Source organism: Hymenobacter jeollabukensis, from assembly GCF_005771675.1.
Taxonomy (GTDB): Bacteria; Bacteroidota; Bacteroidia; order Cytophagales; family Hymenobacteraceae; genus Solirubrum; species Solirubrum jeollabukense.
The window spans coordinates 582,146-599,677 of the sequence record NZ_VAJM01000001.1 but is presented as its reverse complement, the minus strand read 5'-3'; the positions used below and the strand labels follow the sequence as shown (position 1 = coordinate 599,677).

General features: G+C 67.1%; 14 protein-coding genes. 12 read left to right on the top strand and 2 right to left on the bottom strand.

What is annotated here, in order from left to right:
* Window positions 1-278: 278 nt before the first annotated feature.
* From FDY95_RS02630 to FDY95_RS02575, 12 genes are all read left to right on the top strand, one after another.
* Window positions 279-1,700 carry an alpha/beta hydrolase-fold protein gene (locus FDY95_RS02630; RefSeq protein WP_138075155.1) on the top strand — a complete coding sequence of 474 codons (1,422 nt, stop codon included), beginning with the start codon at window positions 279-281 and terminating at the stop codon, window positions 1,698-1,700.
* A 495-nt stretch (window positions 1,701-2,195) separates the two neighbouring features.
* Complete coding sequence (locus FDY95_RS02625; protein ID WP_138075154.1) at window positions 2,196-3,677, top strand: anthranilate synthase component I family protein; 1,482 nt, start codon at window positions 2,196-2,198, stop codon at window positions 3,675-3,677.
* 50 nt (window positions 3,678-3,727) lie between these two features.
* Window positions 3,728-4,312 carry an anthranilate synthase component II gene (locus FDY95_RS02620; RefSeq protein WP_138075153.1) on the top strand — a complete coding sequence of 195 codons (585 nt, stop codon included), beginning with the start codon at window positions 3,728-3,730 and terminating at the stop codon, window positions 4,310-4,312.
* A gap of 83 nt (window positions 4,313-4,395) precedes the next feature.
* On the top strand, window positions 4,396-5,391 hold the full coding sequence (trpD, locus tag FDY95_RS02615; RefSeq protein ID WP_138075152.1) for an anthranilate phosphoribosyltransferase: 996 nt from the start codon (window positions 4,396-4,398) through the stop codon (window positions 5,389-5,391).
* Between the two features lie 195 nt (window positions 5,392-5,586).
* The gene (gene trpC / locus FDY95_RS02610; RefSeq protein ID WP_138075151.1) at window positions 5,587-6,420 is read left to right on the top strand and encodes an indole-3-glycerol phosphate synthase TrpC; all 834 of its coding nucleotides are present in this window, start codon (window positions 5,587-5,589) and stop codon (window positions 6,418-6,420) included.
* Between the two features lie 18 nt (window positions 6,421-6,438).
* Window positions 6,439-7,107 carry a phosphoribosylanthranilate isomerase gene (locus FDY95_RS02605; RefSeq protein WP_171025492.1) on the top strand — a complete coding sequence of 223 codons (669 nt, stop codon included), beginning with the start codon at window positions 6,439-6,441 and terminating at the stop codon, window positions 7,105-7,107.
* An 84-nt stretch (window positions 7,108-7,191) separates the two neighbouring features.
* Window positions 7,192-8,379 (top strand): tryptophan synthase subunit beta, encoded by a 1,188-nt coding sequence (trpB, locus tag FDY95_RS02600; protein ID WP_138075149.1) that lies wholly within the window; start codon window positions 7,192-7,194, stop codon window positions 8,377-8,379.
* A 242-nt stretch (window positions 8,380-8,621) separates the two neighbouring features.
* On the top strand, window positions 8,622-9,431 hold the full coding sequence (trpA, locus tag FDY95_RS02595) for a tryptophan synthase subunit alpha (protein ID WP_246073905.1): 810 nt from the start codon (window positions 8,622-8,624) through the stop codon (window positions 9,429-9,431).
* Between the two features lie 69 nt (window positions 9,432-9,500).
* Complete coding sequence (locus FDY95_RS02590; RefSeq protein ID WP_138075147.1) at window positions 9,501-10,529, top strand: bifunctional 3-deoxy-7-phosphoheptulonate synthase/chorismate mutase; 1,029 nt, start codon at window positions 9,501-9,503, stop codon at window positions 10,527-10,529.
* 42 nt (window positions 10,530-10,571) lie between these two features.
* Window positions 10,572-11,921 carry a helix-turn-helix domain-containing protein gene (locus FDY95_RS02585; protein WP_138075146.1) on the top strand — a complete coding sequence of 450 codons (1,350 nt, stop codon included), beginning with the start codon at window positions 10,572-10,574 and terminating at the stop codon, window positions 11,919-11,921.
* Between the two features lie 90 nt (window positions 11,922-12,011).
* The gene (locus FDY95_RS02580; protein ID WP_138075145.1) at window positions 12,012-13,052 is read left to right on the top strand and encodes a DoxX family protein; all 1,041 of its coding nucleotides are present in this window, start codon (window positions 12,012-12,014) and stop codon (window positions 13,050-13,052) included.
* A 263-nt stretch (window positions 13,053-13,315) separates the two neighbouring features.
* A complete protein-coding gene (locus FDY95_RS02575; RefSeq protein WP_138075144.1) occupies window positions 13,316-14,077 on the top strand; it encodes a phenylalanine-4-hydroxylase in 762 nt (253 codons plus the stop codon).
* Window positions 14,078-14,200: 123 nt separating this feature from the next.
* On the opposite strand, the gene FDY95_RS02570 is transcribed toward FDY95_RS02575, so the two are convergent.
* The gene (locus FDY95_RS02570) at window positions 14,201-14,407 is read right to left on the bottom strand and encodes a PID-CTERM protein-sorting domain-containing protein (protein WP_138075143.1); all 207 of its coding nucleotides are present in this window, start codon (window positions 14,405-14,407) and stop codon (window positions 14,201-14,203) included.
* A 44-nt stretch (window positions 14,408-14,451) separates the two neighbouring features.
* A complete protein-coding gene (locus FDY95_RS02565; RefSeq protein ID WP_171025491.1) occupies window positions 14,452-17,532 on the bottom strand; it encodes a nidogen-like domain-containing protein in 3,081 nt (1,026 codons plus the stop codon).

Here is a 17,532-nt window from a genome sequence, read left to right as displayed (position 1 = left end):
ACGAAATCAGCCCGAAAGCTGATGATGCTCTTTAAAAAACGGCGCAAGATAAATTAGGAAAATTGACCGTATCCCCAAGCAGCATCCGCATCGGCGGCCAAGGTTACGCCAGGATTATCGGCGCCCCGAAAGCCAGTCGGCTGATTATCAGTTAGGATGCGAACCAAGGAAGCAAGAGGCTGAGCGACTGACGTGAGTAAGCGTTCAATCACCAAAAGGTTTTCGTAGGCAAATTTCGCTGGTTTCTACCACTTTTGTGCTGTAAACCCCCCGATTATATGCGTCTTTTTTTTGCTTTGCTATTGCTGCTGACCAGCAGTGCCCGTGCGCAAACGATTGTTCGACTGACCAGCATCCCAGCCAACACGCCTGCCGGGGCCACGCTGTATCTGGCCGGCTCGTTCAATAGCTGGAACCCGAGCAGCGCCACCCACGCTCTGGCGCGCCAACCCGACGGCAGTTACACCGTCACGCTGCCGGCCTCGGTCACCGGCGCGCTGGAGTTCAAGTTTACCCGCGGCAGCTGGACCTCCGTGGAATCCGATGCCCAGAACCAGGACATCAGCAACCGCCGCTACACCGCCACTGGCGCCCCGACCACGGTGAATCTGCAGGTGCTTGGTTGGAAGGACCTGGGCACCGTGGCGCCCTGCCAGTCTTCAGCGCTGCAGCCCAACGTGCAGGTCATCAACACCGCGTTTGCCATGCCGCAGCTCGGGCGCACCCGCCGCGTATGGGTGTATCTGCCTACCGGCTACGCCAGCAGCGGCACCCGGCGCTACCCCGTGTTGTATATGCACGACGGCCAGAACGTGTTCGACCAGTGCACCAGCTTCTCGGGCGAGTGGGGCGTGGACGAGGCCCTGGCCGCGCTGCAGCAAAACGGGCAGGACCCCACCGGCTGCATCGTGGTGGCCATCGACAACGACGGGGCGCAGCGCCTCAACGAGTATTCGCCCTGGAACAACCCGCAGTACGGCGGCGGGCAGGGCGACCAGTACGTGGAGTTTCTGGTGCAGACGCTCAAGCCCTACATCGACCAGCAGTACCGCACCCTGCCCGACCGCCTGAACACCGGCATCGGCGGCAGCAGCATGGGCGGGCTTATTTCGCTGTACGCGGCCCTGAAGTACCCGGCTGTGTTCGGGCGGGCGGCCATTTTCTCGCCCGCGTTCTGGTTTGCCGAAGCCCCGCTGAAGGCCTACCTGCACCAGCACCGCGCCACCGCCGCCCAGCCCACGCGCTTCTACTTCGTGGCCGGCACCGCCGAAAGCCAGACCATGGTGCCCTTGATGCAGGCCGTGCGAGACTCGCTGCAGCGCGCCGGCTACGCCGCCTCGGACCTCAATTCCCTCTCGCTGGCCGACGGGCAGCACGCCGAATGGTTTTGGCGCCGCGAGTTTCCGGCCGCTTACCAGTGGCTGTACCGCCCCGGCACCACCACGGCAGTACGCCCCACCAGCGGCGCCACGTTCCAGCTGTTTCCGAACCCGGCGGCGCACGTGCTGACGGTGCAGCTGCCCGTCGGCTGGCAGCGCGGCCGGCTGGAAATTCAGGACTCGGCCGGCCGGGTGGTGCTGCGCCGTAATCTGCGGCAGGCGGCTGAGGCCGTCAACGTGGCTGGCCTGCGCCGTGGGCACTACGTGGCGCGGCTGCAGGGCGAGAAAACCACGCTCAGTCAGCCTTTCGTGAAGGAATAGCCCAGAGCTGACGCGGCCCAGAAAGCCGTTTGCCTGCTTCGTGCCGGGCACTGCCAAAGAACTTTGGTGGTGGCCGGCACGACTTTTTTAAGCGCCTGGCGTTAGCATATCCGCAAAATGGGCGGGTGTTGGTCGGGTGATTTTAGAAGCAGGCAATAATTTGAACAGGTATTTTGCGAATTGTTAAAATTTTTACTGATTGTTTAAAATAATTTGATTTTGACTTGGCGCCTGCTGCCCGGCTGCGGTACTTTTGCAGCGTCAACCATTCACTCACCATGACACTCGCTTCGAACCTGCATCTGCCGCTTTGGTGGTGGTCCAGCCGTTTTGCCGGTCGGGACCAGCTCTTTGCGTGTATAGCCTAAATCGAAGCAGTTGACCCTGCTATCCTTGAATGCTTAGCAGTGCAAGCCCGGCCCGCCAGCCGGGCTTGTTGCTTTTCGGAGCCTGCCGCTACGCCTTCTGCCGCCCCGTTTTCTCTACCGACTCAGTATGCCGCCTACCATTGCCCTGCGCACCCGCCACCTGCGCCTGCCCGCCGACACCGTTACGCCCGTAGGGCTGTATTTGCGGCTGCGCGACCAGTATCCCGGCTGCCTGCTGCTGGAAAGCTCCGACTACCACGCCCAGCAGAACGCGTTTTCCTACCTCGCCCTCGACGAGCTGGCCCGCTTCGAGCTGCGCGGCGCCGAGCTGCTGGAGCGCCTGCCCGGCGGCCGGGAGCAGCGCCGCACCCTGCAGGACCCGCGCCACGAGGCCCTGGACTGCCTGCGCCAGTTCGCCGGCCGCTTCTCGGCCCCCGACAGCGGGCAGCCCTTCATCAGCGGTGGCCTGTTCGGTTTCATGGGCTACGGCGCCGCCCCGTACTGCGAGGACGTGACCTTCGACGCCGGCAAGCCCGCGCCCTACCAGCTGCCCGACGCGCGCTACGGCCTCTATCGCTACGTGCTGGCCCTGAACCACTACCGCCAGGAGCTGCACGTATTTGAGCACACGCCCGAAGGGCAGGAGCCCGACGAGGCCGCCCTGCAGCGCCTGCTGAGCGTGGTGCGCAGCCCCGTGCGGCCCTCGTTCAGCTTTGCGCTGGAAGGGGAGGAGGCCACCAACCAAACCGACGACGAGTTCCGGCGGGTGCTGGCCCAGGGGCAGCGCCACTGCCTGCGCGGCGACGTGTTTCAGCTGGTTCTCTCGCGGCGCTTTCAGCAGCGCTTCCGTGGCGACGAGTTTCAGGTGTACCGCGCGCTGCGGGCCATCAACCCCTCGCCCTACCTGTTTTACTTCGACTACGGCAGCTACCGCCTGCTGGGCTCTTCGCCCGAGCCGCAGCTACGGGTGGCCCACGGCGAGGCCAGCATCTTCCCCATTGCCGGCACCTTCCGCCGCACCGGCCACGACGCCGAGGATGCCGCGCTGGCCGAAAAGCTGGCCGCCGACCCCAAGGAAAACGCCGAACACGTGATGCTGGTGGATTTGGCCCGCAACGATTTGGCCCGCCACGCCGAGCGGGTGGAGGTGCGCCGCTTCCGCGAAATCCAGTACTACTCGCACGTCATCCACCTCGTCAGCCACGTGCAGGCCACGCTGGCCCCGGGCACCGACTCGCTGCAGGTGGCGGCCGATACCTTTCCGGCCGGCACGCTCTCGGGCGCGCCCAAGGTGCGGGCCATGCAGCTCATCGACGGGCTGGAGCCCACGGCTCGGGGGCTCTACGGCGGCTGCCTCGGCCACCTGGGCTTCGACGGCAGCTTCAACCACGCCATTTTCATTCGCTCCTTCGTGAGCGTGGGCGGCACGCTCTACTACCAGGCCGGCGCGGGCGTGGTGGCCAAGTCCGACCTGGAAGCCGAGCTCAACGAGGTGCACCACAAGCTCGGCGCGCTGCGGCAGGCGCTCAAGCAGGCCGCCCGCGCCGGCGAAGAAGTGGTGGCCACCGAGCTGGGCGAGCGGGCGCCGTTTCCCACCGCAGCCGTCTGATTGCCCCTGCCTCTGAGCCCCGATTACGCCTCGAAAACCCACTTGAGCCGATGAATATCCTCGTTTTCGACAACTACGACTCCTTCACCTACAACCTCGTGCAGGTACTGCGCGAGCTGGGCCACGGTACCGCATTGACGGTGCGCCGCAACGACCAGCTCGATCTGGATGAGGTGGAGGCCTACGACGCGCTGCTCCTCTCGCCCGGCCCGGGCATCCCTTCGGAAGCTGGCCTGATGCCCGCGCTGATTCAGCGCTACGCCCCCACCAAGCGCATCCTGGGGGTATGCCTGGGCCACCAGGGCATTGCCGAAAGCTTCGGCGCCGAGTTGGTGAACCTAACCGAGGTGCACCACGGCGTGGCCAGCCAGGCCACCGTCACGTTGCCCGACGAGCGGCTGTTCCAAGGCCTGCCGACGCACTTCAACGTGGGCCGCTACCACTCCTGGGCCGTGCGCCCCGGCTCCCTGCCCGCCAGCCTCGAAGCCACCGCCCACGACGCCAGCGGCGAAATCATGGCCCTGCGCCACCGCACGTATGACGTGCGCGGGGTGCAGTTCCACCCCGAATCGGTGTTGACCGAGCACGGCCACCAACTGCTGCAAAACTGGCTCGAAGGTGAAATAGTGAGATGATGAAATGGTGAGTTGAGGCGCCGCTTGCGCATGTAACTCTTCTCCAACATCAAACTCGCCACTTCGCCATTTCACCACCTGACATGAAAGAACTGCTCACTGCCTTATTCGACCACCATACCCTGAGCCGCCCGGAGGCGCACGCGCTGATGCTGCGGCTGGGGGAGGGCGAGGTCACGGACGTGGAAGCGGCGGCCCTGCTGGCCGTCTACCGCATGCGCCCGATTACCGTGCCCGAGCTGGCCGGCTTCCGCGACGCGCTGCTGGAGCTGTGCCGCGACCCGCTGCTGGGCACCCACGAGGTGCTCGACATCGTGGGTACCGGCGGCGACGGCAAGGCCACGCTCAACATCAGCACCCTCGCGTCCTTCGTGGTGGCGGGGGCGGGCTACAAGGTGGCCAAGCACGGCAACTTCGGCGTGTCGTCGCCGGTGGGCTCCAGCAACGTGCTGGCCTACTTCGGCTACGACTTCGACGCCGACCCCGACCGCCTGCGCCGCCAGCTCGACGCGGCCGGCATCTGCTTCTTGCACGCGCCGGCCTACCACCCGGCCATGCGCCGCGTGGCCCCGGTGCGCCGCGACCTGGGTGTGCGTACCTTCTTCAACATGCTCGGCCCGCTGATCAACCCCGCCCGCCCGGCGGCCCAGCTGCTGGGTGTGTACAGCCTGGAGCTGCTGCGCCTCTACCAATACCTGCTCGAAGACGCCGGCACGCGCTACGCCGTGGTGCACGCCCTCGACGGCTACGACGAGCTAAGCTTGACCGGCGAGGCCAAAATTGCCACCTCGGCCGAGGGCGAGCAGCTGCTCACGGCCGAAGCCCTGGGCCTGCCCGTATGCCAGGCTGAAGAGTTGGCCGGCGGGCAGTCGGTGGAAGCCTCGGCGCGCATCTTCCGCGACGTGCTCGACGGCAAAGGCACCCGCGCCCAGTGCGACGTGGTGGCCGCCAACGCCGCCCTCGGCATCCGCTGCATCAACCCGCACATGTCGCTGCCCGACGCCCTCGAAGCCGCCTACGATTCCCTGGATTCCGGCCGCGCCCGACGCGCCTTCATCGGCCTGCTGAACACGCATTAAGTTCTAGTAGAGCAGCATAGGCGCTTTTCCTCGCGGCAGCCGCGGAAGGTTATCTAACGCTGAGACGCAAGGTTGCGGCTTTACCCCCGCCGCATTTCCCTAAACATCAACCCAACATACCTCCCACGCCATCAGGCTCCCCCTCTCCCCATGCTGCGCATCAAGCAGGGGAAGGGGGCCGGGGGTAAGGCCCTTATGACAACTACTCTGAACACCCCCGACGTACTGGCCCGCATTGTGGCCCACAAGCGGCAGGAAGTGGCCGAGCGCCGCGGCCTGCAGCCCGAAAAGCTGCTGGAGCGCAGCCAGTACCTCGACGCGCCCACGCTTTCCCTGCGCCAGTACCTGCGCCGGCCCGAGCTGAGCGGCATCATCGCCGAGTTCAAGCGCCGCTCGCCCTCCAAGGGCTGGATCAACGAGTTTGCGCCGGTGGAGCGCACCACCCTGGGCTACATGCAGGCCGGCGCGTCGGCGCTGTCAGTGCTCACGGATACCGAGTTTTTCGGCGGCAAAAACGAGGACCTGACCACGGCCCGGCGCTTCAACCTGTGCCCGATTCTGCGCAAGGACTTCGTGGTCGACGCCTACCAGCTGCTCGAAGCCCGCAGCCTCGGCGCCGACGCGGTGCTGCTCATTGCCAGCGTACTCACGCCCCAGGAAATCCGCGAACTGGGCCGGCAGGCGCAGGCGCTGGGCCTGGAAGTGCTGCTGGAAGTGCACGATAAAGAAGAGCTGGACCGCTCGCTCGACGCGGCCCACGACGCCATCGACCTGGTTGGCGTGAACAACCGCGACCTGCGCGACTTCAGCGTGTCGTTGGAGCGCAGCCTGCAGCTGGTGGAGCACCTGCCCGCCGGGCTGGGCCGGGTGGCCGAAAGCGGCCTGCGCACGGCTCAGGACGTAGCCACGCTGCGCCGGGCCGGCTTCGAAGGCTTCCTCATCGGCGAAACGTTCATGCGCCACGGCCGCCCCGAGCGGGCCTGCGCCGCCCTGGTGCAGCAACTGCGCGAGCTGTCGGCCGCCCGCTAGCCTTATCAAGCCATGACCATGACCTCTGCCATCAGCGCCCCCGCCCTGCCCAGCCCGCGCCCCGATCGGCCGCTGCTGAAGGTGTGCGGGCTGAAATACCCCGCCAACGTAGCCGCCGTGGCCGCGCTGCCAGTGGATATACTCGGCTTCATCTTCGCGCCGAAGTCGCCGCGCTACGCCCCGCTAGCCCTGGATGCGGCCCAGCTGCGGATGCTGCCGGTGGCCAAAGTGGGCGTATTCGTGGACGAGACGCCGGCCGTCATTCGTCGCACGGCCCTGCACTTCGGGCTGACGGCCGTGCAGCTGCACGGGCAGGAGTCGGCGGCCGACTGCGCGGCGCTGGCCGAGGCCGGGCTGCCGGTGCTCAAGGCCATAGCGGTAGGGGAGCAGCTCGACCTGGCGCGGCTGGCCGCTTACGCGCCGTTTTGCTCTTACTTCATCTTCGATACGGCCGGGCCGGCGGCGGGCGGCAACGGCACCGCCTTCAACTGGGAGCTGCTGCGCGCCTACGACCTGCCCACGCCCTACCTGCTGGCCGGCGGCCTCGGGCCCGACCACGCGGCCGTCCTGCGCGAATTGCGGCTGCCGGGCCTCGCGGGCTTCGACGTGAACAGCCGCTTTGAGCAGGGGCCGGGGCTGAAGGATGTGGCGCGGCTGCGCCACTTTATTGACGAATTGCGCGGCTAGCTTTTTAGCCCGCAGCGGGCGCCGAAGTTCCGCGGAGGGCGCTGAGTCGCTCAACGACGCTTTGCCCCAACAACCAGAACCATCATGAGCCAATACCAACCTTCCGCCCGCGGCTATTACGGCCAGTTTGGCGGCGCTTTCATCCCCGAAATGCTCTACCCCAACGTGGAAGAGCTGCGGGAGCAGTACCTCGACATTCTGGCGGACCCGGACTTTCAGCGGGAGTACCAACTGCTACTGCGCGACTACGTGGGCCGTCCCACGCCGCTGTTCCGGGCCGAGCGGCTGAGCCAGCACTTCGGCGCCACCATCTACCTCAAGCGCGAGGACCTCTGCCACACCGGCGCCCACAAGGTCAACAACACGGTGGGGCAGATTCTGCTGGCCGAGCGCCTGGGCAAGAAGCGCATCATTGCCGAAACCGGGGCCGGGCAGCACGGCGTGGCCACGGCCACCGTCTGCGCCCTGCGCGGGCTGCAGTGCATCGTGTACATGGGCGCCGTCGACATGGAGCGGCAGAAGCCCAACGTGGCCCGCATGCGCATGCTCGGGGCCGAGGTCCGTGCCGCCGTCAGCGGCTCCCAAACGCTCAAGGACGCCACCAACGAGGCCATTCGGGACTGGATTTCGAACCCTACCGACACGCACTACATCATCGGCTCGGTGGTGGGCCCGCACCCGTACCCTGATCTGGTGGCCCGGCTGCAGGCCGTTATCAGCGAGGAAATCCGGCGGCAGCTGCGCGAGAAAACCGGCTCGGAGCTGCCCGACTACGTGGTGGCCTGCGTGGGCGGGGGCTCCAACGCGGCCGGCGCCTTTTACCACTACCTCGACGAGCCCGCGGTGCAGCTGGTGGCCGTGGAAGCCGCCGGCCACGGCGTCGATACCGACAAGTCGGCCGCTACCTCGGTGCTGGGGCGGCCGGGCATCATCCACGGCAGCCGCACCCTGCTGATGCAGGACGAGCACGGCCAGATTACCGAGCCGCACTCCATTTCGGCCGGCCTCGACTACCCCGGCATCGGCCCGCTGCACGCCTTTCTGGCCGACTCCCGGCGGGCGCAGTTCCTGAGCATCACCGACCACGACGCGCTGCAAGCCGCCCAGCTCTGCAGCCGCCTCGAAGGCATCATCCCGGCCCTGGAATCGGCCCACGCCATTGCCGCGCTGGAGGTCATGGATCTGAAACCCACCGACGTGGTGGTGCTCAACCTCTCCGGCCGCGGCGACAAAGACCTGGAAACCTACCTGCGCGAGCTGCAGCTGGTTTGATGCTTGAATGCCGGACGATAGGTCGATTTTCAAAAACGACCTATCGTCCGGGGGCGGACATACTATCGTCCGGTTCGGGACATAGGTATGTTCCAAAAGCCTGCTTCGTTCAACGACAGTCGTCCCGGGCTACGCGAGCTGCAAGTTCGCGCTACACGCGGGTGACGCGGCGGGCCCAATCGTCCACAAAATCCGTGAACCGAAGGAAGGCGCAAGCCAAATCCGAAAATCCGCACCAATCCGTGATTAATCGATTCCAAAACCTGCTGGCCCGCAAGCCCCAGTGCCTGCTCAATCTGTACGTAACGGCCGGCTACCCCCGCCTGCACGACACTGTGCCACTGCTGCAGACCCTGGCCGCGGCCGGCGCCGACATCCTCGAAATCGGGGTACCCTTCTCCGACCCGCTGGCCGACGGGCCGGTGATTCAGCAAACCAGCGCGGTGGCCCTGCGCAACGGCATGACGCTGAAGCTGCTGCTGCGGGAGCTGCAAGGCATCCGGCAAGTGTTGCCCGATACGCCGCTGCTGCTCATGGGCTACCTCAACCCCGTGCTGCAACTGGGCATGGAGGAGTTCTGCCGCCAGGCTTCGGAAGCGGGCATCGACGGCGTCATCCTGCCCGACCTGCCCGCCGAGGAATACGCGGACTTCTACCAGGAAACGTTTCGCCGCTACAACCTGCGGCCGGTGTTTCTCATCACCCCGCAAACTTCCGAGGCCCGTATCCGCCGCCTCGACGAGCTGACCGACGCCTTCCTCTACCTCGTCTCGGGCCCGGGCCTGACCGGCGGCAACCAGACCGCCGACCAGGGCGCCCAGCAGGCCTACCTGCGGCGCGTGGAGGCCCTGAACCTGCGCAATCCCCGCCTCGTGGGCTTCGGCATTGCCGATAAAGCGTCGTTCGAACAGGCCTGCCAGCACGCCCACGGCGCCATCATCGGCTCGGCCCTGCTGCGCGCCCTCGACGGGGCCGCCGACCCGCACGAAGCGGCCCGGCAGTTCGTGCAGGGCATCCGGCCGGCACAGTCCACAACGCCCGCCATTTCCTGATTTCCCCCGCTGAATCCGGTCGGTGCTCCTCGGAGCGTCGGCCACCTTTCCCCGCTTTTTCGCCGCCCCATGATCATTCACCTCGCCCCCGACCTTACCGCCGCCGACCAGGACACCCTGGTGGCCCAGCTGCGCGAATTGCGCTTCAAAGTAACCCCCGTGCGCACCCAGCGCGCCGCTTACCTCGTGGCCCTGGGCCCTCAGGACGTCGACATCCGCCGCATCGGCGCCCTGCCCGGCGTACGCGACGTGCACCGCGTGTCCGATGACTACAAGCTCGTCTCGCGCAAGTGGCGCGTGCACCCCACCGTGCTCGACCTGGGCGACGGTATCCATCTCGGCGAAGGCTCGTTGAGCATCGTGGCCGGGCCGTGCAGCATCGAAAACGAGGCGCAGATGGAGGTCGTGATGCAGCATTTGGTGCAGAGCGGCGTGCGGCTGATGCGCGGCGGCGTGTTCAAGCCCCGCTCGTCGCCGTACTCCTTCCGCGGCCTGGGGCTGGAGGGCCTGCGCGACTTTTACCGCCTGGCCCGGCAGCACGGCCTGCGCATCGTGACGGAGGTCATGCAGGTGTCGCAGGTGGAGGAAATGCTCGATTACGTGGACGTGTTCCAGGTGGGCGCCCGTAACACCCAGAACTTCAACCTGCTCGACGCCTTGGGCCAGGTGGATAAGCCGGTGCTGCTCAAGCGCGGCGTGTCGGGCACCATCGAGGAGCTGCTGCACTCGGCCGAGTACATCTTCTCGGGCGGCAACGAGCACATCATCCTCTGCGAGCGGGGCATCCGCACCTTCGAAACGGCCTCGCGCAACACCCTGGACCTGAACGCGGTGCCTATCCTCAAGGAGAAAACCCACCTGCCCGTGTTCGTCGACCCCTCGCACGGCATCGGTATCCGGGAGCACGTGGCCCCGCTGGCCCTGGCCGGCGTGATGGCCGGCGCCGACGGCATCCTCTACGAAACCGCCCCGGTGCCCGAGCGCGCCGCCTCCGACGGGCAGCAGACCCTGAACTTCGACGAGTCGGCGCGGCTGGTGGAGGCCCTGCGCCGTACCTACGCCCTGCGCCAGGAGCTGCAGGAGCTGGAGCTGGTGTAGCGGAGCCGCTTCCCGGCGCGGGCCGGCGCCTATATTCGCGCCATGCCGCCTTTCGTCTTCAATGCCTACAGCAGCCTGCTCCTGCCATTCTTCGTGCAGGGGCTGGTGGTGAGCGGGCTGCTGCTGGTGCGCGGCCGGCGCCACGGCACCCCCGCCGACGGCTGGCTGGCCCTGCTGCTGCTGCTGAGCACGGCCCGGCTGGCGCAGTGGATGCTGGGCTTCGGCGGCTGGTACGACGCGCACGACGCGCGCACGACTTTCATGTTCTACTTCCCGTTCGGCAACTGGCTGGCGCTGGGGCCCGGGCTGTACTTCTACTTCCGCAGCCTCACCAACCAGGAATTTCGCTTCGGTGGGCGCGACGGGCGCCACTTCCTGCCCGCCTTGCTCTACCTGGCCGGCTGCCTGCTGCTCTGGGCCTACGACGTGGGCTGGCAGCACCTGGTGCTGGGCCGGCCGCTGCCCGGGCACTTCGGCACCAAGGGCAGCCTGGCCACCTGGCTCGACGCCTCCGCGCTGAGCCGCGGGGCCGAGCTGCTGGGCTACGTGTCGGTGCTGCTGTACGCCGCGCTGACCTTGCGCCACTACCGCGCCTACCGCCGCTACGTCAACGACAACTTCAGCGACACCGAGCGGCTGCGCTTCACCTGGCTGCGCAACGTGCTGGTGGCCGTGCCGGCGGGCCTGCTCGTCACGCTGCTCTTCGAGGCCGTGAATGCCGCCATCCGCCCCCTCGACTACTACCAGGCCTGGTACGACTACCTCTTTACCGGCATCCTGATTTACTACCTGAGCATTGCCGGCCTGCTGGCCAACCACCGCCTCACCGCGCCCCTGCACTTTCAGCCCACCGCGCCGGCCCCTGATGAAGCGCCACCCGAGCGGGCAGTTGCCACCAGTGTATCGGCCCCTGAATCCAACCTGCCTGCGGCTGCTCTAACCTTCGGAACGGCGAGTGTCATCAGCCCAACCGGCCCTTCGGAACTGCCGGCCGCTGCGGTGGCCGAAGCGGAAGTAATTGCCGCAGCCGAAGCCGCCGCGCCCGACCGGGAGCTGGAACGCTGGACCGAAAAGCTGCGCGCCCACATGGCCGCCGCCCGGCCCTACCTCGCGCCCGAGCTGACGCTGAGCGAGCTGGCCGCGCAGCTGCGCACCAATACGTCCTGGTTGTCGCGCGTCATCAATACCGGCTGCGGGCAGAACTTCAACGACTTCGTGAATGAGTACCGGGTGCGCGAGGCCGAGCAGCGGCTGCGCGACCCGCAGTTTCGGCACTACACATTGCTGGCCGTGGCGCTGGAGTCGGGCTTCAACTCCAAGTCCACCTTCAACCGCGTATTCCGCAAGCTGCGCGGCCTGACGCCCAGCGAGGCGGCGGGGCGCAATCCATAAGTTGGGACGTCCCAATGCGTAATGCGGCGCGCACGGCGGGCCGAAGCGGGGCTCTTTTGGGGCATTGTTTCACCCCAATCCCGCACTGCCATGTTGCGCCCCCTGTTTCTCGCCGCCCCGCTCGGCCCCCGCGCCCTCGACGCCGCCTACCTGCTCTTCCGCCTGCACCTGGGCCTCTCCATTGCCATCGGCGCCGGCTGGTCCAAGCTCATCAACCTCAGCACCACCCGCGACCTGGCCAAGCTCCTCTGGCACCCCGACCAGCTCAGCACCCCCGACTGGTTTGTGCAGCAAGTGGCCGGGCTGGGCTTTACGTTTCCGTCGCCCTACTTCTGGGCCGCGCTGGCCGTGTGGGGCGAGCTGCTGGGCGGCCTGCTCATTGCCCTGGGCCTGGCCACGCGCCTGGCCGCCGCCCAGCTGGCGGTGCAGTTTCTGGTCATTGCCTTCTTCTGGTACGAAACGCCCGAGCCCGTGCTCGGCATGTACTACCAGCAGCTGCTGTTCTGGGCCTTCGTGCTGGTGACGGCCCTCGGCGGCGGCCGGTTCTCGCTCGATTACCTGCTGAGCCGGCCGCGTCGTACGCCGGCGGTGCGGGGCCTCGGCGCACCGGCCCTGGCCGTCATCGGCCTGTGGCTGATCTGCGCCACCGCTCCGGTACAGGCCCAGGCCCCGCCCGCCGATACGCCCGCCGTGCGCCTGGCCGATTTCCGCCCGCTGCTGCGTTACGACTGGCAGGGCACGCTTACCTACCTCGATTACCAAAGCCAGCGCCCCGTCACGCTGGTCACCCGCCTCAACGGCATGCAGGCCGGCGCTGGTGAGCTGGTGCTCGACTACCAGTACCAGGAGCCCGAAGGCGGCCTGGTGAAGGGCTTCGAGCGACTACGCCTGCGCCCCGACGGACACGGCTTGGTGTGGGACGAGCTGCCCATGCGCCTGCATCAGCGCACGGCGCGGCCCGACAGCACCCTGCAGCTGGTGCTGGTGGGCGAGGGGCGCGACGACAACCGCCCGGCTACCATCCGGCGCACGGTGCTCATCGGCGCCCGCCGCTGCCGCATCCGCAAGGAGGTGCGCTTTGCCGGGCAGACCGATTTTCTGCAGCGCAACGAATACCAGTTCACCCGGTGAATATGACCGCAGCGTGAAATTTATTGGCTCGAACCCAGTTGGGTTTGCACAAGTCTGAAATCCTGCTACTTTTGTAGTCACCATGCTGCACCAGACCATTAATTGCAACTTTACGATGTACGTCCAGCCCCTGAAAGGGCCCGGAGCCGTGCCGTTGCAAACTGTCTGGAAATGAAGCCCCCGCAGCTCGTTTTTCCGACCTGAAATCAACCAAGCCCGGCTCCGCACCACGGAGGCCGGGCTTTTTTTCTGCCTTGCCAGTTATGAAAGCCCCGCTCTTCACCGCCGAAGACCACCTCGTGTGGAAAGTTCTCTTCGACCGTCAGACCGCCCTGCTGCACCGCCGGGCCGCGGCGCCCTTTATGGCCGGCGTGCAGCGCCTCGGCCTCAGCCGTGACGCCGCCCCCGACCTCAACGCCCTGAGCCAGCGCCTGCACCGCCTCAGCGGCTGGGAAGTGGTGCCCGCCCCCGGCCGCGTCGACGACCAGACGTTCCTGGGTTTGCTGGCCGAGCGGAAGTACCCCGTCACGCACTGGGTGCGCTCCATGCAGTTCTTCGACTACCTCGCCGGGCCCGACCTCTTCCACGACGCCTTCGGCCACCTGCCGCTGCTCACCGACCCCGAGTGGGCCGCCTGGCTGGCGCACTTTGGCCAGATAGCCCGCCACCACCTGCACGACGCGCAGGCCGCGCAGCAGCTGGTGCGCCTGTTCTGGCACACCGCCGAGTTTGGTCTCGTGCAAGAAGGCGAGGCGCTGCGCGTGTACGGCGCCGGCCTGCTCTCCTCGGCGGCCGAGCTGCACCACTGCCTGGCCGCCGAAGCGCCCCGGCAGCCGCTCGAAGTCAGCACCGCGCTGGCCACGCCCATCGTGCGCGACGGGTTTCAGCAGCAGTACTTCGTGCTGCCCGCCTGGGCCGAGCTGGCCGACGTCACGGCCGAGCTGGTGGTGCGCCTGACGGCCACCCCTGCGGCGCCGGTGCTGGCTCCTGCGCCGCAGGTAGCCGCCTCGCGCGTGCAGCCCTAACGGGTTCCAGGCATAAGCTTGTGCCGCACACTCGTGAAACGGGTTGACACGAAAAAGGCCCGCTCCGGATTTCGGAGCGGGCCTTTTTCGCGTAGCGGATAACTGCGGTGAGGCAGGAGCGAATCAGCGTTTGCGCAGACGCTTGAGAGCGTAGAGCGCGCCGCCGGCCAGCAGCAGCGAGGCCCCACCGTCGATGGGCACGGCGGTGGGTTCGGGGGCGCCGGGCGTGGGGCCGCCTGAGCCCGGATCTTGCGCCTGGGCGGCGTGAACAAACAGAACGAGCAGCCCGGTGCACAGACCGGTGCGGAAAAGAGCGGTTGAAAAGGTCATACGATGGAGTTGGAACAAGAGCGTAAGAAATGCCAGCGGCGGGGTTACTCAACCACGACGCGCTTGGTGACGGTGCCGGCGGCCAGGGCTACGCGCAGCGTGTACACGCCACGGGCCAGCTGACCCAGCTGCAGGGCCTGCGCCGCCGCGCCCCGGCCAGCCGGCAGCGTGCGGTGCATCACCTGTTGGCCCAGGGCGTTGAGCAACACCACCTCGGCCACGTGCTGGTCGGCGGGCAGGCTCAGCCAGAGCTGCTGATGCGCCGGGTTCGGGTACACCGATACCTGGGCGTTGAGGGCGGCGGGAGTAGCCGCCGTAACGCGGCTGGCATTGAAAATCAGCTCGAAGCGGGGCGTGCTGAGCGAGGCATCGGCCGTGAACGAGTACGTAGCCTGCGGCGTCAGCGGCGTGAGGGTGCCGGTGAGCAGGTCGCGCAGCTGCACGGTGGTGCCGGCGGGCAGGTTCAGCAGCTCGTCGGCGCGCAGGGTGTAGGTGCTGGTCCGGGCTACGCGCACGAGCACCGGAACCGTGACGGGAGCAGTGCCCAGCGTCGGCAGGCCGTTGATGGCCAGCAGCGCGCCGGGCGTGTCGAGGCCCAGCAGCACGTTGTGGCCGGCCGTCAGCTTGGGCGCGTCAAAGGCGGTATCGAAACCCGCCGTGGCGCCGGCCTCGAAGTACACGGCTACCTCGTCGCTGACGCCCAGGCCGCTCAGGCTCAGGCGCAGCAGCGGGCGGGTTTCGGCCGTGGTGCGCTGCAGAGCGGCATCAGTATAAGAGCTCAGGCGGGCGGCGTTGCTCAGGTTCAGGCTGCCGGGCGTAGCGGCTGAGGAGGTGCGCACGAAGAAAGCCTGGCCCAGCGGAATGATGTTGGAGCCGCCGTTGACGCCCACGCCGTTGACAAAGCTGGCGTAGGAGCCGGCATACTGGCCGCTCGACTTGTACACGTGCACGGCATTGTCGAGGCCGGTGGCGCCGAGGTAGGCCTGGGTCCAGTTGATGGGGGCCGGGTAGGGGTTGCCTAGCAGGTACCAGCCCGACTGGGCCGATGCTCCGCGCGTGAGGCCGGTGAGCGGCACGCTGCCGTTACCGAGCGTGCCCACGAAATCCACCGTCTGCCCGGCGGCCAGGTTCACGGTGTAGCCCCGGCCCGGCGTCAGGGCATCCGTCGTGCTGCCCGGCGACACCCAGCCTTTGTCAAAATCGGCCACGGCCCCGCCGGCGCCGGTGCTGACGCGGCTCTGGTCGTAGGAGAATACCGTGGGGAAGGGCGTAACGCTGCCCGGGTTGGCGGCCGTGTTGTAAGCCGCATTGACGCGCGGCGTAAAGCTGGCGGTGGTCAGATCGGCCACGGTGGTATTGCTGACGGGCGCTGCGAAGTGGCGGTAGCCCAGGCCCGGGTTGAGGCCGCCATCGATGTAGCGCTGCACGGTGGCCGGGCCGCTCACGGCCGCCGTCCCGTTATTGATGACCATGGCCGTGCCCGTTGCCGACGAGAGCAGCGTCAGGTTGCCGCCCGAAGCCAGGTTGCCGTTGAGCGTGAGCAGTCGGGCCACGGCCAGCGGGGCATTCAGCTGCAGGCCGGCCGCGCCCACGGTTACGTTGGCCAGGCTCAGGCCGCTGCTGCCGCCCACGCTCTGGGCCGAGCTGCCACCCGTGAGCAGGGTGCCCGCGCCGCTGAGCGTGCCGTTGTTGGTCAGGTTGCCGTTCAGGGTGAGGGTGCCGCCGCTGCCGATGCTGAGCGAAGCGCCGCTGGCCACCGTGAGGCCCGCCGCGGCCGCGCTGCTGCTGAGCAGCGGCATGCGCGGCACGCCCGCCGGAATTACCACGTCGGTGGTGCCGGTGGGCAGCACGTTGTTGGTCCAGTTGCCGGCCGTGGCCCAGTCGGTGCTCACCGCGCCGGTCCAGGTGCCGTTGGTCACGGGCGGGTTCACAACAACGGTCAGATCGAACGTGGTTTGCGCCGGTGCCGGCAGGCCGTTGTCGAGGGCGATGAAGCTGACTACGTTGGTGCCCACGTTGCACGGGCTCCCGGTTACCGTAAACGTGGTCGTGGGGTTGGTGCCGCCGTTGCCGGTGGTGGTAGCCGAGGCATTGCAGAGGCCGCGCAGGGCCGTGCTCACGTCGACAGTTTGGTTGGTTTCAGGACCCGAAAACTGCAACGGCACCGTAACGGTTTGCCCCTGGTTTACGGTGATGGTATTGCCGGCGGGCAGGCCGGCCACGGCGGGCGGAATGTTGCTGCTGCCGGTGCTCGAGCCGCGCACCTGGTAGCCCAGGCACTGCTGATCCAGCCAGTTAATGCCGCCCGGGTCGCCCACGTTGGGCTGGTTGGGAGCTTGGTTGCTGTTCAGGTTGAAGCGGCCGGTCTGAATGTAGTCGACGTTGTTGCCGCGGTTGGCCCCCACGGTGGCCGGAATGCCACCGAAGCCAAAAGAGCCCTGCGAGGCGCTGCCCGTTGTCCACTGCATGTCATCGTAGGAGATGAGCACGTCGTTGCCGGTGAAGCCGGGGGCGGTATTGGCCTTGATAACGAGCTGGAAGGTGTTCTTTTTGTCGGCTTGGCTATTGAAATAGCCCACCTTGTTCCAGACTACCACCAGCCGGTCGGGGAATACCTTGTACCAGACCGAGCCGCTGGCTGGGTTGCGGGTGTCCACGTCGGCCCAGAAAGCGGCTACCATCGGTGTGGCGATGGGGAAGCCCGCCGCGTTAAACGTGCTCAGCGGCGAGTCGAAGGTGATGTTGCCGTTGGTATTGATATACACGTTGTTGTACCGCGCGCCGAACAGCGAAAAGTCCCAGCCCAGCGCCACCGGCCCAAAGGAGTTGTCGTCGTCGCGCACCACCTGCGACCAGCCGCCCGTCGCCGTGGTGTCAAACGGCTCGAAGCAGGCCGGGCGGGCCACAACCGGCCCGTTGGGCAAAGCAGCCGCTGGACTACTGCGCCGCACGGGCGCTGTGGGCGGGCTGGCCTGTTGCTGCTTGTGTTGGGAATAGTTGGGGTTGGTATCGGCCGGATTCCAATTGCGGGCTGGGCCGGTTTGCTGGGCCACCGCAGCGCTGCCCAGCAACGCTGCCAACAGCCCGGCGCCGAGCAAACGACGTAGTCGGGTAAATGTGGTCAT

What these genes read in the sequence shown, in the direction of transcription:
- FDY95_RS02630 (WP_138075155.1), top strand. Translation starts at nt 279, where the DNA reads ATGCGTCTTTTTTTTGCTTTGCTATTGCTGCTGACCAGCAGTGCCCGT.
- FDY95_RS02625 (WP_138075154.1), top strand. Translation starts at nt 2,196, where the DNA reads ATGCCGCCTACCATTGCCCTGCGCACCCGCCACCTGCGCCTGCCCGCC.
- FDY95_RS02620 (WP_138075153.1), top strand. Translation starts at nt 3,728, where the DNA reads ATGAATATCCTCGTTTTCGACAACTACGACTCCTTCACCTACAACCTC.
- trpD (WP_138075152.1), top strand. Translation starts at nt 4,396, where the DNA reads ATGAAAGAACTGCTCACTGCCTTATTCGACCACCATACCCTGAGCCGC.
- trpC (WP_138075151.1), top strand. Translation starts at nt 5,587, where the DNA reads ATGACAACTACTCTGAACACCCCCGACGTACTGGCCCGCATTGTGGCC.
- FDY95_RS02605 (WP_171025492.1), top strand. Translation starts at nt 6,439, where the DNA reads ATGACCTCTGCCATCAGCGCCCCCGCCCTGCCCAGCCCGCGCCCCGAT.
- trpB (WP_138075149.1), top strand. Translation starts at nt 7,192, where the DNA reads ATGAGCCAATACCAACCTTCCGCCCGCGGCTATTACGGCCAGTTTGGC.
- FDY95_RS02590 (WP_138075147.1), top strand. Translation starts at nt 9,501, where the DNA reads ATGATCATTCACCTCGCCCCCGACCTTACCGCCGCCGACCAGGACACC.
- FDY95_RS02585 (WP_138075146.1), top strand. Translation starts at nt 10,572, where the DNA reads ATGCCGCCTTTCGTCTTCAATGCCTACAGCAGCCTGCTCCTGCCATTC.
- FDY95_RS02580 (WP_138075145.1), top strand. Translation starts at nt 12,012, where the DNA reads ATGTTGCGCCCCCTGTTTCTCGCCGCCCCGCTCGGCCCCCGCGCCCTC.
- FDY95_RS02575 (WP_138075144.1), top strand. Translation starts at nt 13,316, where the DNA reads ATGAAAGCCCCGCTCTTCACCGCCGAAGACCACCTCGTGTGGAAAGTT.
- FDY95_RS02570 (WP_138075143.1), bottom strand. Translation starts at nt 14,407, where the DNA reads ATGACCTTTTCAACCGCTCTTTTCCGCACCGGTCTGTGCACCGGGCTG.
- FDY95_RS02565 (WP_171025491.1), bottom strand. Translation starts at nt 17,532, where the DNA reads ATGACCACATTTACCCGACTACGTCGTTTGCTCGGCGCCGGGCTGTTG.